The organism is Rhodanobacter sp. LX-99, assembly GCF_018599185.1.
Classification (GTDB): domain Bacteria; phylum Pseudomonadota; class Gammaproteobacteria; order Xanthomonadales; family Rhodanobacteraceae; genus Rhodanobacter.
On the sequence record NZ_JAHFVL010000003.1, the window covers coordinates 82261 to 99233 of the forward strand.

A 16973-nucleotide genomic window follows, 5' to 3' on the forward strand; every position below is an offset into this window, starting at 1 on the left:
CACGGCGTGTCTCAGGTCTTGTTGGTGAGGAACTGCAGCATCGAGTCGGCGGCGGACACCGCCTTGGAGTTCATCTCGTAGGTGCGCTGGGTCTCGATCATGTCGACCATCTGCTCCACCACGTTGACGTTGGAGCTTTCCAGCGCGCCTTGCGCCAGCGTGCCCAGGCCGTTCAGGCCCGGCTGGCCGATCTGCGGCGAGCCGCTGGAGGCGGTTTCCAGATAAAGGTTGTCGCCGTTCGGCTGCAGGCCGGCGGGATTGATGAAGTCGGCCAGCTGCACGGTGCCGATCTGCTGCGTCGCGGCCTGGCCCGGCACGCTCACGCTGATGGTGCCGTCGCTGCCGATGGTGATGCTTTGCGCGTTGGCCGGAATGCTCACCGCGGGATCCACCGCGTAGCCGTTGGCGGTGACGAGCTGGCCGTTCTGGTCCATGTGCAGCGAGCCGTCGCGGGTATAGGCGATGCTGCCGTCGGGCATCGTCACCTGCAGGAAGCCGCGGCCCTGCACGGCCACGTCCAGCGAGTTGCCGGTCTGCTCGATGTTGCCCTGGGTGAACAGCTTTTCGCTGCCGACCACGCGCACGCCGGTACCCAGCATCAGGCCGGCCGGCGCCTGGGTCTGCTCGGTGGTCTGCCCGCCCGGCTGGCGCAGGTTCTGGTAGACCAGGTCCTGGAACGAGGCGCGCGCGCTCTTGTAGCCGGTGGTGTTGGCGTTGGCGAGGTTGTTCGAGATCACGTCCATGCGCGTCTGCTGCGCATCGAGGCCGGTCTTGGCTACCCACAGGGATGAGAACATGTCGAAGGACTCCGTCTGGACGTCTGGATGTCTTTATGAATTCGTGCGGTCAGGTCATCTGCAGCAGGCGCGAAGCCGACTGCGCGTTTTCGTCGGCGCTGTGGATGGCGCGGATCTGCAATTCGTACTGGCGCGACAGCTGGATCATCTGCACCAGCGTCTGCGACGGGTTGACGTTGCTGGACTCGAGCACGCCGGACTTCAGCGTCACCACCGGGTCGGCGTCCGCCGTGACGCCGTTCTTCAGGTGCATCAACCCGTCGCTGCCCAGCGCGAGCTGGTCGGTTGCCGGGTTGACCAGCTTGATGCGGCCGACCGCGGCGATCGTCTCCGGGCCCTGCCCCATCGGCACCACGGAAACCGTGCCGTCGGCGCCGATGTTCATCTGCGCGCTCTGCGGCACGCTGATCGGGCCGCCGTCGCCAAGCACCAGGTTGCCGCGGGCATCGGTGAGCAGGCCGTCGGGGGTCAGCCGCAGCTCGCCGGCACGCGTATAGCCTTCGCTGCCGTCGGCGCCCTGCACCGCGATCCAGCCCGCTCCCTGCACGGCCACGTCCAGCTCGCGGCCGGTCTCGACCTGGCCGCCCTCGCGCATGTCCACGCCCAGGCCCTGCGCCACGCCGTTGATCCGCGTGGGCATGCCCGGGCCCTGCACCGACAGCGGCTGGAATGCCGACAACTGCGCCTTGAAGCCGACCGTGTCGGCGTTGGCCAGGTTGTGCGCCACCTCCGACTGCTCGCGCATCATCTGCGTGGCGCCGGTCATGGCTACATAGAGCGAACGATCCATGGAAAACCTCGATGCACTCTCCCGAAGTGGCGGGAGAATGCGCTACGTCAGTTGCGGATGTTGATGATGGTCTGGGTCAGCTGGTTGTCGGTGGAGATCACCTGCGCGTTGGCCTGGTAGTTGCGCTGCGCCTTGATCATGTTGACCAGCTGTGCGGTGAGGTCGGCGGTGTTGGACGCCTCCAGCGCACCGGCCTGCACGCTGCCGAAGGTGCCGTTGCCGGCGGCTCCCATCACCGGCGTGCCGGAGTCGAACGATGCCGCCCAATTGGTGTTGTCCAGCTGGCGCAGGCCCTGTTCGTTGGAGAACTGGGCCATGGCCAGCTGCCCGAGCGCCGTGCTCTGGCCATTGGAGTACTTGGCCTGCACCACGCCCTCCCGCGACACGTCGATGCTGGACAGGATGCCGGTCGGATAGCCGTCCGGATTGATCGCGCTGGCCGCGTAGGCATTGCCGAACTGGGTGGCCTTGCTCATGTCCAGGCTGAGCTGCATCGGATCGGCGCCGGGGCTGACCGAAACCGCCGGGAAGTTCAGCTTGCCGTTGGCCGGTGCGACCAGGGCGCCGCTGCTGTTGAAGGTCAGCTGCTGCGCCGCACCGGTCGACGTGCCGTCGATGTACAGGTGCGCGTCCCACACGTTGGCAGCCGCGTCCTTGACGAAATACACGGTGCCGTTGTGGGTGGCGCCGAGGGAGTCGTAGGCGGTGAATGGCGTGGACTGGTTGAAGCTGGTCGGATCGTTGACCGGATCGAACGCCGTGGCCGGAGCGACCGCGTCGGACGGCAGGTTCAGCGACATCTGCACCGAGCTGGTCGCCTTGGCGGCGTTCTGCGAGGTGAGCAACTGCAGGTCGGTCATCGTGCTGTTGTCGAAGCTGCCGTTCGCGGCAGGCGGGAACACCTGCAGGCGCTGGCCGTTGGCATTCGTCACGTAGCCGTCATGGTCTTTCAGGAATGCACCGGCGCGGGTATAGGAATAGCCCTTGCCGTCGCGCAGGGTGAAGAAGCCGTCGCCGCTGATGGCGAAATCCAGGCTGTTGTTGGTCGTCTCGACGCTGCCGGCGGTAAATTGCTGGGCCACGTTGGTCAGCCGCACGCCGCTGCCGGTCTGGCTGGAACTGAGGTTGGGTCCGGCCGCGTTGAACAATTCGGCGAACTGCGCGCGCGAACCCTTGAAGCCGGTGGTGGCCGTGTTGGCGATGTTGTTGGCGGTAACCTCGAGATCCTTCGAGGCCGCGTTGAGACCGCTCAAGGCAATGTTGAAAGGCATCGGGATAATTCCTCTGTGTTGAAGCCCCGCGGGGCCATCAGTTGATCTGCGCGACCTGACTCAGCAGGACCCCACCAAAACCGTCCACGTCCAGATAGGTGCCGTCGCTTCCGGTCATGCCCACGCCATTGACCTTGCCGCTGACATAGGTGGCCACGGCGGTGTTGCCGGCCTGCGCCTTCAAACCGTAGGTTCCCGTTGCCAGTGCCGTGCCGTCGTCGCCCTTGCCGTCCCAGTGGAATGCCACCAGTCCCGACGCGGGCGTGCCCAGGTTCAGCGTGCGCAGCACGTTGCCGTCGGCGTCGGTGACCTGCACCAGCACCGCCTTGCCGCCGTCGGGCACGTTGACCGCACCGTCCAGGCCGCTGGCCTGCAGCTGGCCCGCCGCCGAGGGCACGGTGACGTTGCGCCCGACCATGCCGCTGGCCTGCAGCAGCTGATTGCCCTGCAGCGACTGGCTCAGGCTGTCGAACGAGGCCTGCAGCGATTGCGTGGCCGAGACCTGGCTGATCTGCGCGAGCTGGCTGAGCATCTGCGACGAATCCATCGGCTTGGTCGGATCCTGGTTGCGCATCTGCTGCGTCAGCAGGCTCAGGAAGTCGGCCTGGCTCAGGGTCTTGTCCTTGCCCGCGCTGGCCGCCTGCGCAGCGCTGGAACCCACGTTGGAAACATTCATGCCGCTCATGCCGTGTGCCTCATGGGTTGCCGCCTCACTTGCCGAGATCCAGCGTCTTCTGCATCAGCTGGCGCGTCGAATTCATCACCTCGACGTTGTTCTGGTACGAGCGCGAGGCGGAGATCATGTTGACCAGCTCGTCCACCGGGTTGACGTTGCTGCTGTAGACATAACCGTCGGCGTCGGCCAGCGGGTTGCCGGGTTCGTAGCGGCTCGGTATCGCCGCCTGGCTCTCGGTGACGCCGAGCACCTGCACGCCTTCGCCCGGCGCATCGCCGCCGTCCAGCCGGCTCTTCACGGCGGCGAACAAGGGTTCGCGCGCGCGGTAGGCCGCTTCCGGCGTGGTCGCCACGCTGTCGGCATTGGCGAGGTTGCTGGCCACCGTGTTCAGGCGCAGCGACTGTGCCGCCATGCCGGAACCGGCCACGTTGAAAATCGAGAAGAGCGACATCAGCCCTGGCCTCCGTTGATGGCGGTGCGCAGCATGCGGATCTGTGCGGTGATGAAGGACAGGCTGGCCTGGTAGTGCACGCCATTGGCGGCGAAGGCGGCCTGTTCGGCCTGCGCGTCGACGGTATTGCCGTCCATGCTCGGCTGGGTCGGCACGCGGTACGCCAGCCCGTCCGCGGCCTGGTCGGCTGCGCCGATCTGGCCGGGTCCGGTCGTCTGCAGCGGCAGCTTGTCCGAAGCGCCGCCCGCGGCGGCCAGCACCTTGCGGAAGTCGACGTCGCGGGCGAGATAGCCCGGCGTGTCGGCATTGGCCAGGTTGTTGGCGAGCACCTCGGTACGGCGCTGCCACAGCTCCAGTGCCTGGGTATGTATGCCGAACAGGTTGTCAGGGGTCAGGGACATCGCTTCGCTCCGCGTGCAGTTGCCGCACGGAGCTGGAGGCAAATTGCATGCCACCATGGGAAAAGCGTTGCTGCTGCTGGGCTGGTGCGGCAACTGGCGGCGCCGCCATCGCAGCGGTGCCGCGGAAAGACGGATTGTTGACGCCGGGCGGAGCGAGCCGCCGGAACGTCAGTCCGCCGGCGCCGGATCGGGCAGCAGTTCCAGCACCGCCTGCGCCAGCAGGTCCGGCTGGAACTTGGCGACGAAGCAGTCGGCCTTGACCTCCTTCACCATTGCCTCGTTGAAGATGCCGCTGAGCGAACTGTGCAGCACCACCTTGAGCTGGCGCAGGCCCGGCGCCTCGCGGATCGCACGGGTCAGCGCATAGCCGTCCAGCCGCGGCATCTCGATGTCCGACACGACCAGCCTGACCCCATCGGCGGGATCGCCCGCCGCAAGTTCCAGCAGGCGGTCGAGCGCCTCGCGGCCATCCGTCGCCACCACGCATTCGATATTCATCTGCTTGAACAGGTTGACCAGCCGGCGACGGACAATCAGCGAATCGTCGACCAGCATCACCCGTCGCGGAGCCAGCGAACGGGCGCCGGCCACGCGCTGCATCTGCACGGACAGCTCGGCCGGCGCCGCGTCGATGCTGGCCAGCACATGCTCCACGTCGACGACCGCCATCAGCGTGCCGTCGATCCGGGTCACCGCATTGACCCGCGCGCCGAAGCCCAGGTTGCTGGGCGGCGCCACCAGCGTTTCGCCCGCGCACTGCACCATGCGCTGCAGGTCCGCCACCAGGAAGCCCTGCACCGAACGGCTGAACTCGGTCACCATCAGGTGCGCGGACTCCACGTCGCGCAGCGGCGCGTAACCCAGCGCGGCGGCCAGGTCGATCACCGGAATGGTCTGTCCGCGATAGTCGCAACTGCCGGCCAGCAACGCGTGCACGCCCGGCATGCGCTCCAGCGGCGGCCGGCGCAGAACCTCGCGCACCTTGAATACGTTGATGCCGAACAGCTGCTCGTCGCCCAACCGGAACAGCAGCATCGCCACCCGGTTGTGCCCGGCCAGCCGGGTGTGCTGCTCCACTTTTTCCAGCAACGTGCCGCCCATGCGGACTCCTCGGGTGCGTTGCCGCCGTGGCGGCTGTATGCGGTGGCTATCGGCCGGAACGCGGCGCGCTTGAGCGGCCATTGCCGCGCCGTCTCCATGGCATGCGACTTGCTTCCTCAAGTTTCGAAGGTTTTTGTCGATGCAGCGGTTGCACTCCCGCGCCATACCCAAGGTGACGTCCGCCCCATGAGCTTGATCTGGAACCAGCACCTCACTGCCCTGGTGGAGGCTGCTGCCGCAGGCGACGACGCCCGGGTCGCCGCGCTGCGACACCGATACCCGCGCGCAGCGCGGGCGCTGGCGCCGCTGCTTGCCCGCGTCGCCAGCCGACCACCCGCCTCCGTGGCCCTGCAGACCGTGGAACAGCAGAGCCTGGTGCTTGGCGCGGTACAACAGCTGTCGCGCGAGCAGGCGGCATTGGAGAAGGCTGCCGGCGAAGGCCGCAGCAGCGTCGATCGTTTGACGGACGGCAGCGCCGGTATCTCGACGGCACTGCAGCAGATCGGTGCCGACCTGGACCGGGCCAGCCAGGCCGGACAGACCGGCGAACACAGCGTCAGCGAGCTCGACGGCCAGTTGCGGCTGCTGCGCAGCGCGCTGTCGGCGATGAACCGCAACCAGAGCAAACTGGCCGAGCAGGTCGCGCAGATCCGCAAGCTGACCGGCGTGGTGCAGGAGATCGCGCACCAGACCAACCTGGTGGCGTTGAACGCGGCGATCGAGGCCGCGCGTGCCGGCGAAGCGGGCCGCGGCTTTGCCGTGGTTGCCGACGAAGTCAAGCAACTGGCGGAAAAAACCACGCTCACCACCACTGAAATCGAGACGGTCACCGGTTCGATCGGCGACTTTTCGCTGCAGCTGGACGGCGACGTGCAGCACGGCCTGCAGCAACTCGAGCGTGCGCAGGCCAGCGTCGGCCAGTCCGGCGCCACCCTGCACGAGGGCAGCGAAGTCCTGCGCACGGCGAGCGGACGCATCCACAAGCTGCAGCAGAACCATGACGTGCAACATGCGCGCGCCACCGCGGCCCAGGCCGCGCTCGGCGCCCTGCAGCGCCGCGGCAACGAGGCGCGCCGCCAGTCCGACTCGCTGCACCGCGCGGCCTTGCTGGCGCACCGGCTGGGGCTGGACTGGCTGGAAGGCGAAAGCGGCAACGACCCGGCCAGCCTCAGCCTGACTTTGCGCGAGGCGGCACTGAACCTGCGCCAGGCGATGGAACTGGCGCTGCTGGAACCGGGCGCACTCGACCGCCGCTGGTTCGACACCCATGCGATCGACCGCAGCATCGACCGGCTGGGCGCCCTGTACCAGGGCCATCCCGCCAGCGCAGGCCTGAACGACAGCGGCGCCCGACTGTGCGAACAGGGCAGCCGCTTCGTCACGCTGCTGTGCGATGGCCAGCTCGAACAGGCCACCGCGTTGTCGCAGCAGATGGAGTCCGGGCGCGAGGCCCTGCTGGGGCAACTCGGCGCCCTGTTGGCGGACGCATGAAGGAACGCCGCGGCACCGCCACCGGCTTGCTGGCCGCCATGCTGTGGCTCGGCGCAACGTGGTCCGGGAACGCCCACGCCGACGGCGCATCGGCTGCAACGCAATCGCTCGACAGCGTGCGCGCCGCGGCCGAACAGGCCGTGCGCGAGCACTATGCGCTGCCGGGCAGCCGCGTCGTGGTCAGTTCCGCGCCGCTCGACCTGCGCCTGCAACTGGCCGCCTGCCGCGAGCCGCTGCGCGCCGCGATTCCCCCCTATGCGACAGCCTCTTCGCGCATGACGGTCCGGGTACAGTGCCCGCAGGACGGCGGCTGGACCGTGCGGGTGCCGCTGAAGCTGCAGCTGTTCCGCAGCGTGCTGGTGGCCAGCCGGCCGCTGCAGCGCGGCGACGGCTTGAGCGCCGCGGACGTGCGCGCCGAAGAGCGGGACGTCACCCGGCTCGGCTACGGCTATATCGAGAACCTCGGCCAGGCGGCCGGCCGCACGCTGGCCCGCTCGGTGGCCCGCGGCAGCGTGCTCTCGCCCGGCGCCCTGGGCGGCCGGCGCATGGTGCGCGCCGGCGACCACGTGGAAATGGTGGCCCGGCTCGACGGCATCGAGGTGCGCGCGGCCGGCGTGGCGATGGGCAGCGGCGACAACGGCGCCCGGCTGCGGGTGCGCAACGAAAGCTCGGGCAAGGTGGTCGACGCGATGGTCAGCGCCCCTGGCGTGGTGGTGGCGCTGCCATGAGTCCGCAAATCGACCCCGGCATCGCCACTCTCGCCACTCGCCCCTAAAGTTTCCGCGAAACCGGCCGATCTGACAGTTACAGGGCCACACCCCAGCGAGAACGGACCCATGAATACAACCATTCCCAACAACGGCTTGCCGAAATTCACGCAGGCCACCGGCAGCTCGGGCAGCGGCCCGTCGACGACGGCCGCCAACCCCTCGGACGCCGCCGCTACCGCGCCCAAGGCCGATGATCAGGTCAAGCTGACCGATTCGGCCCTTGCGTTGCAGGAAGCCGCCCGCACCGGCGACACGTCGGTGATCGATTCGCAGCGGGTGGAGCGGCTGCGCCAGGCGTTGGCCGACGGCAGCTACAAGGTCGATGCCGGACGCATCGCCGACCGCATGCTCGCACTGGAGCAGCAACTCGGCGGCACGGGCAAGGCATGAACCGGCAACTGCAGCACGAGCTGGACGATGCGCTCGGCGCGGTGCTGGGCGACATGCAGCAGGCGGTCGACCAGCTCGCCCAGGTGCTCGAGGCCGAGCGCTCGGCGCTGGACTCGCGCGACTTCGACGCACTCGATCAAGCAGGCACGCGCAAGCAGGCCATCATGCTGCAACTGGAACAGCTCGATGCCGAGCGCCAGCAGCTGGCGCGCGAACGGCCGGCCGTCGCGGCCGCATCGACGCCGCTCTGGAGCAAGGTCGTGCAGAAACTGCAGTACTGCCACCTTCTCAACCAGCGCAACGGCGGCGTGGTCAGCCAGCGGCTGGGCCAGACGCGCCGGGCGCTGGCCGTGCTGACCGGCCATGCCGGCGAGAGCGAACTGTACGGCCGCTCCGGCGAACTGCATGCCAGCTTGCGCTCGCAGGTACTGGCCGCGGTATGACATCGAGATGAGAGACGGCACCGCCACCTGTCCGCGCAAACGATCTTCCCACTGACCACGAAGCAGCCGCCTCCGGCGTGGCTTCGCGTTAACCGCGACGACCGATCATGAGCAACCCCAACGCCTCCACCGACGCCCTCCCCGCTGGCTCCCCAGGTTTCCATGGCGTGCCGACGTCGGTGCCGCTGCCGGTGCTGCGCGTACCGATGCTCGACCGCGAGCGCCAGCTGTTCGCTTACGAGATCGTGTTCCATCGCGAGCCCGGCGACGAACAGACCCTGCTGCAGTGCGTGCTGTCGACCATCACGGACGGCGCGCTGACCCGGCTGGTGCGCGGCAACCGCGCGTTCCTGAACATGCCGGCCGAGCTGTTGCCGGAGGATTCCGACGTCTTGCTGCACCAGCCGCGCCTTGGCGTGGTGCTGCAGCCGCAGGTGGCCGCCGACGCGGCGCTGATGAGGCGCCTGCAGCAGATGGCGCAGCGCGGCTGCCAGTTCATGCTCGACGCGACCGGCATCGACCTGGAAAGCAGCCTGCCGCTCGAAGCGCTGCTGCAGATGGTGCAGCTGGTGCGGCTGGATGCCAGCCATCTGACCCCGCAGCGGCTGAAAGAACACGCCGAACACCTGCACCTGCGCGGGATCCAGGTGGTTGCCGGCCACGTCAACGACCATCCGACCTACGAACGCTGCCTGGAACTGCCGCTCGAGGCGATCCAGGGGCGCTACCTGCTGATCCCGCAACCGGTGGCGGTGCCCGTGCTTACCGCCAACCGGCTGAGCATGCTGCGCCTGATGCGCGTGCTGCAGGAGAGCAATCCCGGACCGGTGGAACTGGGCAACATCATTCGCGACGACGCGGTGCTCAGCTACAAGCTGCTCAGCTGCGTCAACTCGGCCTACTTCGCGCTGCCGCGGCAACTGAAATCGGTGCAGCAGGCCGCGATCTTCTTCGGCGTCACGCGCATGCGCAACTGGATCGACACCATGTCCATGTGCGGCATGGACGACCGCCCGCCGGAGCTTCTGCGCGCCGCGCTGATCCGCGCCCACATGTGCGAGAAGCTGGCCAGCGGCATGCCCAACGGCCATCCGGAGATGGCCTTCACCGTGGGCCTGTTCTCGCTGCTCGACACCTTGATGTGCGCGCCGATGGAGTTCCTGCTGGCCCACCTGCGGCTGGTGCCGGAAATCAGCGACGCGCTGACCGGCCGCGGCGGCCCGTTCGCGCCATTGCTGAAACAGATCCTCGCCTGGGAAGCCGGCGAGCTGACCAGCGAACACGCCATGCCGCAGCGCATCCAGCGCATGGCCACGATCTACCTGGGGGCGACGCAGTGGGCCGACCAGGTCTATGCCTCGGCCAGCGGAAAGCAGGCCACTGCGTAACTGCCGGATATCTTCCGAGCGGCCTTCGCAAGAAGATCCTTTCACTCAGCGCGCGCGGCGCAGCCGCCATCCGGTGAGCACCAGGCCGAGCACCGCCAGCGCCAACCAGGCGCACATGGTCCGCGTATCGTCGCCGAGCCAGAGCACGCTGGCCACGACGCCCACGACCAGCGCGCCCAGGCCAAGGGCCAGCAGCGGATCGCGCCGGTCGCGCTGGGCCGAGAGCAGCAGGAACGCACCCAGCGACGCCAGCAGCACGGCCAGGATCCGCCAGCTCGACACGAACTCGGGCGGGATCGGCAAATCCGGAAAAATGTCCAGCACCGGCACGTCGCCGACCTGCACGACGTAGCCCTTGCCGTCGGCGGCATCGGTGGCCGCCACCAACTGGTCGCCGTCGATGCGCCCGACGACGGTCAGCTCCTGCAGGGGCACCTCGTTCCAGCTCACCCGCACGTCGCCCAGCCGCGGGTCGCCCGGTCGCGCGCTGGTCACCAGATAATCCTGGTAGCGGCTGAAACTGGCCGCCAGGTTCTCCGGCAAGGAGCCGGGATCCGGCGTGATCCGCTGCGTACCCGGTATCGCGTGCAGCAGCACGGGCCCCAGCTTGAATCCGCCGATCTGCACCAGGCCGGCGTCGAACTGCTTGCCGCTGATCGGGAAGCTGACCGGGTTCGCGTGCCCCTTCGGATCCTCGAAGTGGCCGGCGTCGAGCAGGTGGTCGACCCAGTCCAGTTCGTAATGCACGCTGCTGCCGACGCGCACCTCGCGCCACTGGAACATCTCCACGTGGCGCACCAGCGTCGTGGTGTTCACCCGCAGGTTGAAATCCGGATCGTGCGGCGCCTCCACCACGGTCGGCGTGCCGACCACGCGCACCATGGAGCCGTGCTGGCCGGCCCCCGGTTGCGCATTCGCCCCCAGGTCGACCACCTCGCCGCCATGCAGGCTGGCCACCGCGCGGTAATTCAGCAGGCTGCGGGCAGTCATCGCCACCAGGCCGATCCCGGCCAGTACCAGCAAGGCGCCGACGACGTTCAACACCAGCCCCCGCATGGCTATTCCCTTGCGCAAATCCATCAAGCCGCTCCAGCCTGGCGATGCGGCGGAACGCCGCGCAACTCGCGCTGCTCGTCGGCGGTGCCGAAACGGCCGCGTTCGTCGCGCGTCACCCGCGCCAGCGCGCAATCGTGGTCGTGGGTGAAGAACAACCGCACGTCGCGCGCCAGCTTGTCTTCCAGGAACACGCGCTTCTCGTCGATCAGCTTCTCCGGCCAGCGGTCGTAGCCCATGGTGATCGGCAAGTGCACCCAGAAGCGGCCGGGGATCAGGTCGGCGCAGAACACCACGCCGCCGACTTCGGCCAGCATCAGCCCCGGCGTATGGCCGTCCGAAAAGAAGAAGCGCACCGACTCGCCCAGCGTCCGCGAATGCTCGCCATCGACCAGCTCCAGCCGGCCGCTGGCTTCCAGCAACGGCTGCAGTTCCGGCACGAACGAGGCACGGTCGCGCGGATGCGGCTTCAGCGCACGGCGCCAATGCTCCGCGCCCACCACGAAATGCGCGTTCGGGAACAGCAGCTGCGGCGGCCGGCCTTCCTCCCATGCCGCCAGCAGGCCGCCGGCATGGTCGAAGTGCAGGTGCGACAGCACCACCACGTCGATGTCCGCATCGGTCAGGCCGGCCTCGGCCAGCGAGTCCAGCAGCACGTGCCGCGATTCGACCACGCCATAGCGCTCGCGCAACGCCGGCTCGAAGAACGCGCCGATGCCGGTCTCGAAGAGCACGTTGCGACCGTCCAGGTCCTTCACCAGCAGGCAGCGACAGGCCAGCGGAATGCGGTTTTCGGCATCCGGCGCGATCCAGCGCGACCACAACGCCTTCGGCGCATTGCCGAACATGGCGCCGCCATCGAGTTGCTGCGAGTTGCCGAGTAGCGAGAACAGTTCCATGGCCTGACCTTACTGCACCTTGCCCAGCCCCGACGGCCGGCGCGGGTCGCTGGCGGCGTCGAGCTGGTTGGCCTTGCGGTCCCAGGTGACCACGTTCATGAAGCCCCACGACTCGCGCGGCTTCAGCGTGTAGCCCATCTTCGTCAGCGCCTCGCTGGTGGCGGCATCGAAGGTGCCATCTTCCACGTTCACCACGTCCGGCAGGTACTGGTGATGGAAGCGCTTGTGCGCGGCGATCTGCTGCGCGCTCTCGCCGTCGATGAAATGCAGGATGCCTTCGAGCACCTGGGTGATGATGGTCGAGCCGCCGGGCGAGCCGATCACCGCGGTGCGGTCGGCGCCGATCACGATGCTCGGCGACATCGACGACAGCATGCGCTTGCCGCCCTTCGGCGCGTTCGCCGCGCTGCCGAGCAGGCCGTAGACGTTCGGCTTGTTCGGCACCAGCGCGAAGTCGTCCATTTCGTCGTTCAGCAGCACGCCGGTGCCCGCGGCGACGAAGCTCGAACCCATCGTGTAGTTCACCGTCGAGGTCACCGCGGCCATGTTGCCGTCGGCGTCGATGATCGAGAAATGCGTGGTGTGCATGCCCGGCTCGGGCGCCTCGGCGCGCGGCAGCATCGACGACGGCGTGGCCTTGTCGTGCAGGATGCCCTGGCGCAGGCCAGCGGCGTAGTACGGCGACAGCAGCATGTCCAGCGGCATCTGCACGAAATCCGGATCGCCCAGGTAATCGTTGTGGTCGCGGAACGCGCGGCGCATCGCCTCGACGATGTAGTGCACGCGCGTGGCCTGGTCCATCTTCGTCAGGTCGTAGCCGGACAGGATGTTGAGGATCTCGGCGATCGCCACGCCGCCTGACGACGGCGGCGGTGCGGTGATGATCCTGTAGCCGCGATAGTTCACGCTGATCGGCGTGCGCTCTTTCGCCCGGTAGTTCTCCAGATCGGCCAGCGTCCAGTTGCCGCCGGCCGCACGCACCGCAGCGACCAGCTTCCGCGCCGTCTCGCCGCGATAGAAGCCGTCGTCACCATGGGCCGCAATCAGTTCCAGCGTGCGTGCCTGGTCCGGGTCGCGCCAGATCGCGCCTTCCGCGGGCGGCTTGCCGTTCGGCAGATACTTCGCCGCCGAGGCGGGCCAGCGCGCGAGGTCCTTCTGCATGCTGGCGATCGCGCCGCGCAGGCGCGCATCCGGTTCGAAGCCGTCGCGGGCGATGCGGATCGCCGGCGCCAGCGACTGCTGCAGCGACAGGCGGCCATAGCGTTTGGCGATCAGCACCAGGCCGGCCGGCTGGCCCGGGATGCCGGCCGACAGCGGCCCCTTCAGCGCACTATCGCGGTTCGGGCTGCCGTCCGGGTTGAGGTAATCCTTCGGATTCACCGCCGCCGGCGCGGTCTCGCGGGCGTCGATGAAGACATTGCGGCCATCCTTTGCCTGGTGCAGCACGGCCATGAAACCGCCGCCGATGCCGGAACTCTCCGGCTCCACCACCGACAACGTGGCCGCCACCGCGACCGCCGCGTCGAACGCATTGCCGCCCTTGGCCAGCACTTCGAGGCCGGCCTCGGTGGCATGGAAGTTCGCGCTGGCGATGGCCGCATGGCCGGGACGCTGCTGCGCGGCCTGGGCCGCTGCAGCCGGCGCGGTGTTCGGCGCGCCGTCGGCGGCGAATGCGGCACCGCCGACCAGCAGCAGGCTCAGCCACAGCACCCGCCAGTTCATGGAAAACCTCATGCCGCGGACTCCTTCGCCATCAGGTGGCGGTACTTGAGTTCAAGCTGCTCGCGCGATTCGACGTGGTCCGGGTCGCTGATGATGCATTCGACCGGGCACACCACCACGCACTGCGGTTCGTCATGATGACCGACGCACTCGGTGCACAACGCGGGGTCGATCACGTAAAACTCCTCGCCCAGCGAGATTGCCTTGTTCGGGCAAGCCGGTTCGCAGACGTCGCAATTGACGCAGGTGTCGAGGATTTTCAGGGACATCGGTCGATACTACATGCTGGGGTGCAACGCCTGGGGAGAGCGTGCCGGTACGCCGGCGACCTCGCAGCGACCAAGCATCCAGCGCCCTCGTGCAAGGCCGAGGGCGCTGCTTCAGAGCTGCGCCGGCGCTGCCGGCGCGGCGAACCCGCTTACATCGCGACGAAACGGACCGTGGCGCCGGTCGGCTTCAGCACGTCGTCGACACGCTGCTGGTCGGCCTGGTCGCCGATGAACAGGATGATCACGTCCTTGAACGAACCGGGCTTGGCATCCTTGAACGCCTCCGTCACCAGGTCGGCGGTCTTGGCCGAATCCGGACCGGCAAACACCAGCATGTTGCCCGGCAACACGCCGCGCGCGACGGTGTCCTGCACGTTCGACAGCTGACGGCCGCGGCCGGCCACGGCCTCCTCGGAATCACCGGCCGGCACCAGGTACGGGTACGGACGGTCGGCCTTCATGCCCTGCATGTTGTTCTGCACGATCTGGCCGAGATAGGCGTTCCACGCCTTGGTGTCGTTCGGATCGGTCGGCTTGGTCGCCTGCTGGCTGGCCTGCTGGCCGGCCTGTTCGGTGGCTTCGTGTTTGCCGCAGGCGCTCAGGGCCAGACTGGCGGTCAGCGCGATGGCAGCGATGAGAGCGAACTTACGCATGGTTGTCACCTTCCGTTTCGGGTTGCTTGTTGTGGCCGGTCCGGCCCTTCTGCCAGCGCTGCCGCATGGCCTGTTGTACCGCCGGATGCACGAAACCGGAAATATCCCCGCCGAGGCGGCCGATCTCGCGCACCAGCGACGAGGAGATGAAACTGTATTGCTCCGCCGGCGTCAGGAACAGCGTCTCCGCCTGCGGGATCAGATGCCGGTTCATGCTGGCCAGTTGGAACTCGTACTCGAAATCCGACACCGCACGCAGCCCGCGGATGATCACGCCGGCGCCGATCTGCTCGACGAAGGTGGCCAGCAGGCAGTCGAAGCCGCGCACCTCCACGTTCGGCAGGTCGGCCAGTGCCAGCCGCGCCAGGGTGATCCGCTCGCCGATGCTGAAGCCGGGCCCCTTGCTGGAACTGTCGGCCACCGCCACCACCACCTTGTCGAACAGCGGCGCGGCTCGCGTCACCAGGTCGGTATGACCGTTGGTGATCGGGTCGAAGGTGCCCGGATAGACGGCCAGGCGCGGATTGCCCAATGGTTTGCTCACGAGACGGAGGAAGGCGGTAGCGGAATTGACCCTAGCTTAACGGAAGCGCGCGCCGATAGAGCGCAAAACGCACCTCGCCGGCCTGCCCTTCGCGGTGCAGTTGCCAGTTCGGCGGCAGTACCGGCGCATCGCCGCGCGGCGATTCCACGTAGACCCACCCCCGCGTGGCCAGCCAGCCACCCTGCTCCAGTTGCCGCGCCAGCGCCGGCCACAGCCCCAGCGCGAACGGCGGGTCGAGGAAGACCAGGTCGTACGGTTGCGCCGTGCCCTGCAGGAACAGGCTCGCGTCGAGCACCGCCACCTGGCCGGCGCCGGCCTTGAGCCGCGCCAGGTTCGCGCGCAGCGCCTGCGCCGCGCGCGCATCGCGCTCGACGAACTGCACGCCGGCCGCGCCGCGCGACAGCGCCTCGATGCCGAGCGCGCCGGTGCCCGCGCACAGGTCCAGGCAGCGCGCGCCGTCGATCACAGGCGCCAGCCAGTTGAACAGGGTCTCGCGCACCCGCTCGGGAGTGGGCCGCAGACCCGGCAACTCCGGCACGTCGAGCCGCGAATTGCGCAGGCTGCCGCCGATGATGCGGATCCGTCCCGCCGCGGTCTTGCGCCCGCCATTCATGCCGCCGGGTCCTCGGCGGCCGGACCTTCAACGGCCCGTACAGGTTGGAGTGTTAGCATGCCGGCCATTGTCTTTGAATCACGGCCGCAATGCTCAAATTCTGGAAGAAAAAACCTGCCGGCAAGGACGCGGAGCAAGCCACCGCCAAGGCACCTGCCGACGCCATCGTGCCGGAAAGCGGCGACGGAACCCTGCACGAAGCACTGGCGGAAATTCCCGCGCCCGCCGAAACCCAGCCCGAAACCGAGCGCTTCGTGGCGCCGGTCAGCGAACCCGGCGCCGAAGAACCGGCGCCGACCAGACGCGGCTGGCGCGAACGGTTGTCCGGCAATGCATTTGCGCGCAGCCTCGGCTCGCTGTTCGTGCGCCATCCCAAGCTCGACGACGACCTGCTCGACGAACTGGAGACCACCCTGATCACCGCCGACGTCGGCGTCGAGGCCAGCACCGAGCTGGTCGAGGGTCTGCGCAGGCGCATGCACAAGCGCGAGTTCGCCGACGCTCCGGCACTGCTGGCCGCGTTGCGCCAGGCGCTGGTGGCCCTGCTCAAGCCGGTCGAGCAGCCGCTCGACGTGCGCGGCAGGCAGCCGTTCGTGGTGCTGGTGGTCGGCATCAACGGCGCCGGCAAGACCACCACCATCGGCAAGCTGGCCCGCCGCTGGCGCGACGAACGGCGTGCGGTGATGCTGGCCGCCGGCGACACCTTCCGCGCCGCCGCGGTCGAGCAGCTGAAGACCTGGGGCGAACGCAACCAGGTGCCGGTGATCTCGCAAGGCCAGGACGCCGACGCCGCCAGCGTGATCTTCGACGCGCTGCAGGCGGCGCGCTCGCGCGGCACCGACGTGCTGATCGCCGACACCGCCGGCCGATTGCATACCCAGGGCGGCCTGATGGACGAACTCGGCAAGATCGCCCGCGTGCTGAAGAAGCTCGACGCCGACGCGCCGCACGAGGTGCTGATGGTGATCGACGGCACCACCGGCCAGAACGCGGTCAGCCAGGTGCGCCAGTTCCGCCAGATCGTCGGCGTCACCGGCCTGGTCGTGACCAAGCTCGACGGCACCGCCAAGGGCGGCGTGGTGTTTGCGCTGGCGCGCGAGTTCGGCCTGCCGATCCGCTTCGTCGGCCTGGGCGAAGCTGCCACCGACCTGCGCACGTTCGAAGCCGAGGCCTTCGTCGACGGCCTGCTGCCGGCCAGCCTCGGCGGCGAGACGCAGGGCCATGACTGAACCACGCAGGCGAGGTTGAACG

General features: G+C 68.3%; 20 protein-coding genes. 6 read left to right on the plus strand and 14 right to left on the minus strand.

From position 1 onward, the window contains the following. Positions 1-11: 11 nt before the first annotated feature. The 7 genes from flgG to KK131_RS14690 all read right to left on the minus strand — a co-directional run bounded on the left by flgG (position 12) and on the right by KK131_RS14690 (position 5487). On the minus strand, positions 12-797 hold the full coding sequence (gene flgG / locus KK131_RS14660) for a flagellar basal-body rod protein FlgG (protein ID WP_214557475.1): 786 nt from the start codon (positions 795-797) through the stop codon (positions 12-14). Positions 798-846: 49 nt separating this feature from the next. Then, positions 847-1587, minus strand: coding sequence for a flagellar basal-body rod protein FlgF (gene flgF / locus KK131_RS14665; RefSeq protein WP_214557476.1), 741 nt, complete (start codon positions 1585-1587; stop codon positions 847-849). Between the two features lie 47 nt (positions 1588-1634). After that, entirely contained in the window at positions 1635-2858 is a 1224-nt protein-coding gene (gene flgE, locus KK131_RS14670; protein ID WP_214557477.1) for a flagellar hook protein FlgE, read from the minus strand. Positions 2859-2895: 37 nt separating this feature from the next. After that, positions 2896-3534: a flagellar hook capping FlgD N-terminal domain-containing protein gene (locus KK131_RS14675; RefSeq protein WP_250887315.1), complete on the minus strand. Its 639-nt coding sequence runs from the start codon at positions 3532-3534 to the stop codon at positions 2896-2898. 34 nt (positions 3535-3568) lie between these two features. Continuing rightward, complete coding sequence (gene flgC / locus KK131_RS14680; RefSeq protein ID WP_056390382.1) at positions 3569-3985, minus strand: flagellar basal body rod protein FlgC; 417 nt, start codon at positions 3983-3985, stop codon at positions 3569-3571. Next, positions 3985-4386 (minus strand): flagellar basal body rod protein FlgB, encoded by a 402-nt coding sequence (gene flgB / locus KK131_RS14685; RefSeq protein WP_214557479.1) that lies wholly within the window; start codon positions 4384-4386, stop codon positions 3985-3987. The genes flgC and flgB overlap by 1 nt, the downstream gene beginning before the upstream one ends. Positions 4387-4554: 168 nt before the next feature. Next, positions 4555-5487: a chemotaxis protein gene (locus KK131_RS14690; protein ID WP_214557480.1), complete on the minus strand. Its 933-nt coding sequence runs from the start codon at positions 5485-5487 to the stop codon at positions 4555-4557. A gap of 186 nt (positions 5488-5673) precedes the next feature. On the opposite strand from KK131_RS14690, the gene KK131_RS14695 reads away from it, so the two are divergent. The 5 genes from KK131_RS14695 to KK131_RS14715 all read left to right on the plus strand — a co-directional run bounded on the left by KK131_RS14695 (position 5674) and on the right by KK131_RS14715 (position 9969). Further along, the gene (locus KK131_RS14695) at positions 5674-6978 is read left to right on the plus strand and encodes a methyl-accepting chemotaxis protein (RefSeq protein ID WP_214557481.1); all 1305 of its coding nucleotides are present in this window, start codon (positions 5674-5676) and stop codon (positions 6976-6978) included. Beyond that, positions 6975-7706, plus strand: coding sequence for a flagellar basal body P-ring formation chaperone FlgA (gene flgA, locus KK131_RS14700; RefSeq protein WP_214557482.1), 732 nt, complete (start codon positions 6975-6977; stop codon positions 7704-7706). The genes KK131_RS14695 and flgA overlap by 4 nt, the downstream gene beginning before the upstream one ends. Positions 7707-7814: 108 nt before the next feature. Then, the gene (gene flgM / locus KK131_RS14705; RefSeq protein WP_214557483.1) at positions 7815-8138 is read left to right on the plus strand and encodes a flagellar biosynthesis anti-sigma factor FlgM; all 324 of its coding nucleotides are present in this window, start codon (positions 7815-7817) and stop codon (positions 8136-8138) included. After that, positions 8135-8581: a flagellar protein FlgN gene (locus KK131_RS14710; RefSeq protein WP_214557484.1), complete on the plus strand. Its 447-nt coding sequence runs from the start codon at positions 8135-8137 to the stop codon at positions 8579-8581. The genes flgM and KK131_RS14710 overlap by 4 nt, the downstream gene beginning before the upstream one ends. 107 nt (positions 8582-8688) lie before the next feature. Further along, positions 8689-9969, plus strand: a complete 1281-nt coding sequence (locus KK131_RS14715) for an HDOD domain-containing protein (protein WP_214557485.1) — start codon at positions 8689-8691, stop codon at positions 9967-9969. A 45-nt stretch (positions 9970-10014) separates the two neighbouring features. Here the strand turns inward: KK131_RS14715 and KK131_RS14720 are convergent, their stop codons facing one another. The 7 genes from KK131_RS14720 to rsmD form a co-directional block, all read right to left on the minus strand. Further along, positions 10015-11049, minus strand: coding sequence for a TMEM43 family protein (locus tag KK131_RS14720; protein ID WP_214557486.1), 1035 nt, complete (start codon positions 11047-11049; stop codon positions 10015-10017). Further along, complete coding sequence (locus tag KK131_RS14725) at positions 11049-11921, minus strand: MBL fold metallo-hydrolase (protein ID WP_214557487.1); 873 nt, start codon at positions 11919-11921, stop codon at positions 11049-11051. The genes KK131_RS14720 and KK131_RS14725 overlap by 1 nt, the downstream gene beginning before the upstream one ends. A gap of 9 nt (positions 11922-11930) precedes the next feature. After that, complete coding sequence (ggt, locus tag KK131_RS14730) at positions 11931-13655, minus strand: gamma-glutamyltransferase (RefSeq protein ID WP_214557488.1); 1725 nt, start codon at positions 13653-13655, stop codon at positions 11931-11933. Continuing rightward, positions 13652-13912 (minus strand): YfhL family 4Fe-4S dicluster ferredoxin, encoded by a 261-nt coding sequence (locus tag KK131_RS14735; RefSeq protein ID WP_056390353.1) that lies wholly within the window; start codon positions 13910-13912, stop codon positions 13652-13654. The genes ggt and KK131_RS14735 overlap by 4 nt, the downstream gene beginning before the upstream one ends. Positions 13913-14061: 149 nt before the next feature. After that, complete coding sequence (locus KK131_RS14740) at positions 14062-14565, minus strand: hypothetical protein (RefSeq protein ID WP_214557489.1); 504 nt, start codon at positions 14563-14565, stop codon at positions 14062-14064. Next, positions 14558-15097: a pantetheine-phosphate adenylyltransferase gene (gene coaD, locus KK131_RS14745; protein ID WP_056390349.1), complete on the minus strand. Its 540-nt coding sequence runs from the start codon at positions 15095-15097 to the stop codon at positions 14558-14560. Before coaD ends, KK131_RS14740 begins: the two co-directional genes overlap by 8 nt. 43 nt (positions 15098-15140) lie before the next feature. Beyond that, the gene (gene rsmD / locus KK131_RS14750) at positions 15141-15722 is read right to left on the minus strand and encodes a 16S rRNA (guanine(966)-N(2))-methyltransferase RsmD (protein WP_214557490.1); all 582 of its coding nucleotides are present in this window, start codon (positions 15720-15722) and stop codon (positions 15141-15143) included. Between the two features lie 89 nt (positions 15723-15811). Between rsmD and ftsY the strand changes: the two genes are divergently transcribed. After that, positions 15812-16951 (plus strand): signal recognition particle-docking protein FtsY, encoded by a 1140-nt coding sequence (gene ftsY / locus KK131_RS14755; RefSeq protein WP_214557491.1) that lies wholly within the window; start codon positions 15812-15814, stop codon positions 16949-16951. Positions 16952-16973 lie beyond the last annotated feature (22 nt).

What these genes read in the sequence shown, in the direction of transcription:
- KK131_RS14720 (WP_214557486.1), bottom strand. Translation starts at nt 11,049, where the DNA reads ATGGATTTGCGCAAGGGAATAGCCATGCGGGGGCTGGTGTTGAACGTC.
- KK131_RS14740 (WP_214557489.1), bottom strand. Translation starts at nt 14,565, where the DNA reads ATGCGTAAGTTCGCTCTCATCGCTGCCATCGCGCTGACCGCCAGTCTG.
- flgA (WP_214557482.1), top strand. Translation starts at nt 6,975, where the DNA reads ATGAAGGAACGCCGCGGCACCGCCACCGGCTTGCTGGCCGCCATGCTG.
- flgC (WP_056390382.1), bottom strand. Translation starts at nt 3,985, where the DNA reads ATGTCGCTCTTCTCGATTTTCAACGTGGCCGGTTCCGGCATGGCGGCA.
- ftsY (WP_214557491.1), top strand. Translation starts at nt 15,812, where the DNA reads ATGCTCAAATTCTGGAAGAAAAAACCTGCCGGCAAGGACGCGGAGCAA.
- flgB (WP_214557479.1), bottom strand. Translation starts at nt 4,386, where the DNA reads ATGTCCCTGACCCCTGACAACCTGTTCGGCATACATACCCAGGCACTG.
- KK131_RS14675 (WP_250887315.1), bottom strand. Translation starts at nt 3,534, where the DNA reads ATGAATGTTTCCAACGTGGGTTCCAGCGCTGCGCAGGCGGCCAGCGCG.
- KK131_RS14715 (WP_214557485.1), top strand. Translation starts at nt 8,689, where the DNA reads ATGAGCAACCCCAACGCCTCCACCGACGCCCTCCCCGCTGGCTCCCCA.
- KK131_RS14710 (WP_214557484.1), top strand. Translation starts at nt 8,135, where the DNA reads ATGAACCGGCAACTGCAGCACGAGCTGGACGATGCGCTCGGCGCGGTG.
- flgF (WP_214557476.1), bottom strand. Translation starts at nt 1,587, where the DNA reads ATGGATCGTTCGCTCTATGTAGCCATGACCGGCGCCACGCAGATGATG.
- flgE (WP_214557477.1), bottom strand. Translation starts at nt 2,858, where the DNA reads ATGCCTTTCAACATTGCCTTGAGCGGTCTCAACGCGGCCTCGAAGGAT.
- KK131_RS14695 (WP_214557481.1), top strand. Translation starts at nt 5,674, where the DNA reads ATGAGCTTGATCTGGAACCAGCACCTCACTGCCCTGGTGGAGGCTGCT.
- ggt (WP_214557488.1), bottom strand. Translation starts at nt 13,655, where the DNA reads ATGAGGTTTTCCATGAACTGGCGGGTGCTGTGGCTGAGCCTGCTGCTG.
- KK131_RS14690 (WP_214557480.1), bottom strand. Translation starts at nt 5,487, where the DNA reads ATGGGCGGCACGTTGCTGGAAAAAGTGGAGCAGCACACCCGGCTGGCC.
- KK131_RS14735 (WP_056390353.1), bottom strand. Translation starts at nt 13,912, where the DNA reads ATGTCCCTGAAAATCCTCGACACCTGCGTCAATTGCGACGTCTGCGAA.
- KK131_RS14725 (WP_214557487.1), bottom strand. Translation starts at nt 11,921, where the DNA reads ATGGAACTGTTCTCGCTACTCGGCAACTCGCAGCAACTCGATGGCGGC.
- flgM (WP_214557483.1), top strand. Translation starts at nt 7,815, where the DNA reads ATGAATACAACCATTCCCAACAACGGCTTGCCGAAATTCACGCAGGCC.
- rsmD (WP_214557490.1), bottom strand. Translation starts at nt 15,722, where the DNA reads ATGAATGGCGGGCGCAAGACCGCGGCGGGACGGATCCGCATCATCGGC.
- flgG (WP_214557475.1), bottom strand. Translation starts at nt 797, where the DNA reads ATGTTCTCATCCCTGTGGGTAGCCAAGACCGGCCTCGATGCGCAGCAG.